The organism is Mesorhizobium intechi, from assembly GCF_002879535.1.
Lineage (GTDB): Bacteria > Pseudomonadota > Alphaproteobacteria > Rhizobiales > Rhizobiaceae > Mesorhizobium > Mesorhizobium intechi.
This window is the reverse complement of record NZ_PNOT02000140.1, coordinates 1-5,166: the sequence shown is the minus strand read 5'-3', so window position 1 is coordinate 5,166 and position 5,166 is coordinate 1. Positions and strand designations below refer to the sequence as shown.

At 65.2% G+C, this 5,166-nt stretch carries 4 protein-coding genes; 1 reads left to right on the top strand and 3 read right to left on the bottom strand.

The genetic code is table 11. The annotated features are described in order from the left end of the window. Positions 1–2,910, bottom strand: a 2,910-nt coding sequence (gene putA, locus C1D09_RS12225; RefSeq protein ID WP_143974568.1) for a bifunctional proline dehydrogenase/L-glutamate gamma-semialdehyde dehydrogenase PutA, incomplete at its 3' end; no start/stop codon positions are given. Between the two features lie 165 nt (positions 2,911–3,075). Between putA and C1D09_RS12220 the strand changes: the two genes are divergently transcribed. Beyond that, positions 3,076–3,528 (top strand): Lrp/AsnC family transcriptional regulator, encoded by a 453-nt coding sequence (locus tag C1D09_RS12220; RefSeq protein WP_064988817.1) that lies wholly within the window; start codon positions 3,076–3,078, stop codon positions 3,526–3,528. Here C1D09_RS12220 and C1D09_RS12215 read toward each other — a convergent pair whose 3' ends face one another. Then, positions 3,529–4,728, bottom strand: a complete 1,200-nt coding sequence (locus C1D09_RS12215) for a cytochrome-c peroxidase (RefSeq protein WP_143974566.1) — start codon at positions 4,726–4,728, stop codon at positions 3,529–3,531. A gap of 7 nt (positions 4,729–4,735) precedes the next feature. Further along, positions 4,736–5,166 (bottom strand): FixH family protein (locus tag C1D09_RS12210; protein WP_246135722.1); only part of this gene is annotated, 431 nt, incomplete at its 5' end.

Genomic DNA, 5,166 nt, shown 5'->3' with positions numbered 1-5,166 from the left:
GGGTTGCGAACCGACGACGGCGCCGATCTGGTTGCGGTTGACGTAGATGTTGCCGGCATGGATGCCGTCGACGAAATGCTGGACGCGACCTTCGATGCGGGTGTGCAGGCCGAAGGTCAGGCCATAGCCCTTGCGGTTGATGGCAGCGATGACGGCATCGATCTCATCGGCGTCGAAGCTGGCGACATGCAGCACCGGGCCGAACACTTCGCGGTCCATCTCCTCGATGCCCTTGACCCGGAAGACATGCGGCGCAACGAAGCGCCCGTCCTTGGGCGCCTCGAGCTTGGCGATCAGCCGGCCCTCGAGGCCCTTCTTCGTGCAATAGTCGCGGATCGCACCTTGCGCCTCATCGTCGATGACTGGACCGACATCGGTCGAAATCCGCCAGGGGTCACCGACGTTGAGCGCCTCCATGGCGCCTTTCAGCATCTCCAGCATCTTCTTCTCGACGTCCTTCTGCACGTAGAGCACGCGCAGCGCCGAACAGCGCTGGCCGGCGCTCTGGAAGGCCGAGGCCAGTATGTCGCGCACCGCCTGCTCGGGCAGTGCGGTGGAATCGACGATCATGGCGTTCAGACCGCCGGTCTCGGCAATCAGCATGGCGTCGGGTGTCGCGGTCTCCGCCAGCTGTTTTTCGATCAGCTTGGCGACCTCGGTCGAGCCGGTGAAGCAGACGCCGGCGATGCGCGCGTCAGCGGTCAGTGGCGCCCCCACCGAAAGACCGTCGCCGGGCAACAGCTGGATGATGTCTTCCGGCACGCCGGCTTCGCGCAGCAACTCGACGGCGCGGAAAGCGATCAGCGGCGTCTGTTCGGCTGGCTTGGCGATGACCGAATTGCCGGTAACGAGTGCTGCCGCGACCTGGCCGGTGAAGATCGCCAGCGGGAAATTCCACGGTGAAATGCAGACGATCGCGCCGCGCGCCGGCGTGCCCGCCTCGGCGTTGGCCGCCTCGGAGGCGTAGTAGCGCAGGAAATCGACGGCTTCGCGCACTTCCGCCACCCCGTCGGCCAGCGATTTGCCGGCTTCGCGGGTGGCGAGCGCGAAGAACTCGACAGCATTGGCCTCATACAGGTCGGCGGCGCGGTTGAGGATGGCGGCGCGTTCGGCAACGGGGCGCTTTGCCCAGGCCGGCTGCGCTTCCACGGCAATGCGCACGGCGATCGTGACCTGCTTGGCAGCGGCCTCGTGAACCGTTCCGACCACTTCATCGGGTTTGGCCGGATTGACGACCGGGCGTGGCTTGCCATAGCCGGCAGCCCGCGTGATCGGCTTGGCGTGCCAGCGGTCCGGCCCGGCGAACGCCGCCCTGGCCTTGTCGATGGCCGCCAGCGTCACCGTGTCGGTGATGTCGAATCCCCTGGAATTGCGGCGGCCCGCGCCAAAAATCTGCGACGGCCTGGCAATCGCCGGATTGGCGGCGGGGCCTTGGCTTTCCACCGTTTCGAGGGGATCGCGCGCGATGTCCTCCGGCTCGACGTCCTCGTCGGTCAGCTGGTGCACGAAGGAGGAGTTGGCGCCGTTCTCTAGCAGCCGGCGGACCAGATAGGCCAGCAGATCCGAATGCGCGCCGACCGGCGCATAGATGCGGCAGCGCGTGCCTTCGGCCTGGCGCACGGTCTCGTGCAGCGCCTCGCCCATGCCATGCAGGCGCTGGAATTCGAAAGAATCGCGGCTCGTGGCCATCGACAGGATGGCGGCGACAGTGTGGGCGTTGTGGGTGGCGAATTGCGGATAGATGCGGTCGGTCATGCCAAGCAGTTTCTTCGCGCAAGCCATGTAGGAGACGTCGGTGTTGGCCTTGCGGGTGAAGACGGGATAGCCGGCAAGTCCGAGCGTCTGCGCCCGCTTGATTTCAGTGTCCCAATAGGCGCCCTTGACCAGCCGGACCATGATGGTTCGGTCGTATTTCCGGGCCAGCGCATAGAGCCAGTCGATGACGAAGGCCGCGCGCGGCCCATATGCTTGCACGACCACGCCAAAGCCGTTCCAGCCGGCGAGTTCCGGCTCGGCCAGCACGCGCTCGATGACATCGAGCGACAGATCAAGACGGTCGGCCTCTTCGGCGTCGATGTTGAGGCCCATGCGCGAATGTCTGGCCGCAAGCGCCAGCGACAGCAGCCGCTCGGCCATGACGGGCAGCATCTCTTCCTTCTGCGCCACCTCGTAGCGCGGATGCAGCGCAGAAAGCTTCACCGAGATGCCGTGGTTCTGCCTGATGTCGGGACCGTTGGAGCCGGCATTGAGCGAGGAAATCGCGTCGGCATAGGCCTTGTGGTAGCGCAGTGCGTCGGCCTCGGTGCGGGCCGCCTCGCCCAGCATGTCGAAGGAATAGAGGTAGCCCTTCTGCGTCATCGGCCGGCCACGCTTGACCGCTTCCGCAATGGTGCGGCCGAGCACGAACTGTTCGCCCATCTCGCGCATGGCGGCGGCCACCGCTTTGCGAATGACCGGCTCGCCCAGCCGCCGCACCATCGAGCGCAGCGTGCCTTCGATGCCGCCCTCGCCCTCGTCCAGCACGCGGCCGGTCAGCATCAGCGCCCAGGTCGAGGCGTTGACGAAGATCGAACTGGAACCGCCCGAATGGGCCGACCAGTCATGCGGCGCGATCTTGTCGGCGATGAGATCGTCCATCGTCTCCGTGTCGGGCACGCGCAGCAGCGCCTCGGCCAGGCACATCAGCGCCACGCCTTCCTTGGTGGAGAGGCCGTAGGCGGAGAGGAAAACTTCCATCAGCCGGGGATCGGACGAACCGCGCACCGCCCGCACCAGATCGGCCGCCCGCGCCGAGATCGCATCGCGATCCCCAGCCGAAAGCCCAGTCGCCTCGGCCAGTCGCTTCACGGCCTCGTCTTCGTCGGGAAGATAGTTGGCGCGGATCTGCTGGCGGATGGTGTCGAGCGTCATGGCGGGTCCCGTGGAGCAAGCATCAGGGGAGCGGGCCGGCGGTCACCGGACCGAATGGCGCAAGCTAGCACAGACGCCGCTTTACAATCGGTCCAAAGAAATCGACAGGAAAGTCCGAACGATCTATCATAATACCAATCTCTCAGAGTTTGGACTGCGATTTCGATGACAGAAGACCAATTGGACCGCATCGACCGGAACATCCTGTCCGCGCTGGCAAGCAATGGCCGGCTTTCCATGTCGGAACTGGCGGCCAAGGTCGGCCTGTCGAAGACGCCCGTGCAGGCGCGGGTCAAGCGGCTGGAGAAGGACGGCTACATCAGGGGCTATCAGGCGATCATCGACCGCGAGCGCATGGGCGAAGGCCATGTCGCCTTCGTCCAGGTGAAATTGTCCGACACCCGTTCCGCCGCGCTCGACGCTTTCAACCGCTCGGTGCAGGCGGTGCCGGAGATTGAGCAATGTCACATGATGGCGTCGAGCTTCGACTACCTGCTGAAGGTCCGCACCCGGGACATCGCCGCCTATCGCCGCGTGTTGGGCGAGCGCATCTCGGCGCTCCCACACGTCGCCCAGACCTCGACCTTCGTGGCGATGGAGACGGTGAAAGACAGGTAATTACTCCGACAGCGTCTTCAAAAAAGCCACCAGCGCAGCGCGTTCGCGGTCCGACAGTTGCAGCGGATGGATCTCGGTTGTCCCCTCCATGCTCGGCGCCGCCTTGGCGTAATGCGCCACCACCTCGTCGAGCGACGAGAACTGCCCGGCATGCATGTAGGGCGGCCGCGTGGCCGCACCGCGCAATGATGGCGTCTTGTAGGCGCGAACGAGTTCCGGTGCATCCTTGACCATGAAGCGCAGTTCGCCGCATGCGCCGACGTCGCCATCGCGATAAGCGCCGAAGCAGTTGAACGGATCGGCTTCGACCTGTGCCACCGCATCGATGCGCCCGCGATCCGGCGGCAGGCCCGCGACGGGCGGCACGCCGGTGTTGTGAAAACCGTTGTCGGTGAAGCGCGGGCCATTGTGGCAGCTCACGCAATTGGCTTTGCCGATGAACAGTTTCAGCCCGAGGATTTCTTCCCGCGTGAAGGCGGCATCGCCCTTGGGTTCGGCGCCGGTGGCAAGGTCCAGGGCAAACCGGTCGAAGCGCGTCTGCGGTGGCTCAATCGAGCGTTCGAAAGCCGCGATCGCCTTGCCGATATTGGCAAAGACGCGGTTGACGGCGTCGCGGTGCGCACCGTCCATCGCGTTCCAGGCAGCCCGTTCGGCATCGTTTCCGAGCGGACTGGCATTCAACGGAATGCCGGCAAAATCGGGCAGCGGCCCGAAGATGCGCTCATAGCGCTCGCCGAAGCGCGCCTTGATGTAATGCGCATATGCAGCACGGTTTCCTGCCTGTTCCAGCGGGTTTTCCAGCGGCGTCAGCGCTTGTGCCCAAAGGCTGTCGCGGCGGCCGTCCCAAAAGAACCATGGATCGCGCGCCACGCCGGCCAGCGGCATGCTCCGCCGGTTGGTCCGGCCGACGCCGACGGCTTGCGGCAGGTCGTCCTGGAACTGCCGGTCGATCTTGTGGCAGGTCGAGCACGACACGGTGCCGTCGCGGCTCATGCCGAGATCGAAGAACAGCGTCGAACCAAGCGCTGCCGCCGCCGGCACGTCGGCAAAGCGGTTGGTGGTGTCAGGCTTCAGCGACGGCAGCGTGTTCAACGCCAGCGAGGCGATGGTCTTCTTCTCGGCGTCGGAAAAATCCGGCTTGCCGCAGCCGACGAGGATGACGGCGACCATCAGCGCCAGAAAGCAAGAAAGGCGCTTCATCGATCGCTCACAGCACTACGTTGAACAGCACCGTATCGGAGCCGGCGCCCGACGAGATGGCGAACCGAAGTTGCCACCAGCCACTCATGGTGAATTTCAGCCCCTCGATGCGGTAACGGCCCTCGCCCAGGTAGTCGGTCACCTGCGGGCTGGTCGGCAGGCCGTGATTGTGTTGCGGCATGCCGCCGGAGATGGCGATCGCGGCTCGCTCCACCGAGGCCCCCGTCTTTGTTTTCAGCGTCAGCAGCCAGGATTCCAGTTCGCCCTGCCGCACCACCCCCCGTTCCGGTACGAAGCTCGCCATGTAAAGCCCGTTGTCGGTCTTCTTCGTCCGCGAGACATCCGGGCCAGCAAGCTGCGCGCTTTGCGGCGCCGTCAGATAGACGACCGCGAGAACGCCGACCAGCAGCGCAGCCAGACCAAGACCCGCCAAAAGAT

Excerpts from the sequence above, each read along its gene's own strand:
- C1D09_RS12220 (WP_064988817.1), top strand. The coding sequence starts at position 3,076 with ATGACAGAAGACCAATTGGACCGCATCGACCGGAACATCCTGTCCGCG.
- C1D09_RS12215 (WP_143974566.1), bottom strand. The coding sequence starts at position 4,728 with ATGAAGCGCCTTTCTTGCTTTCTGGCGCTGATGGTCGCCGTCATCCTC.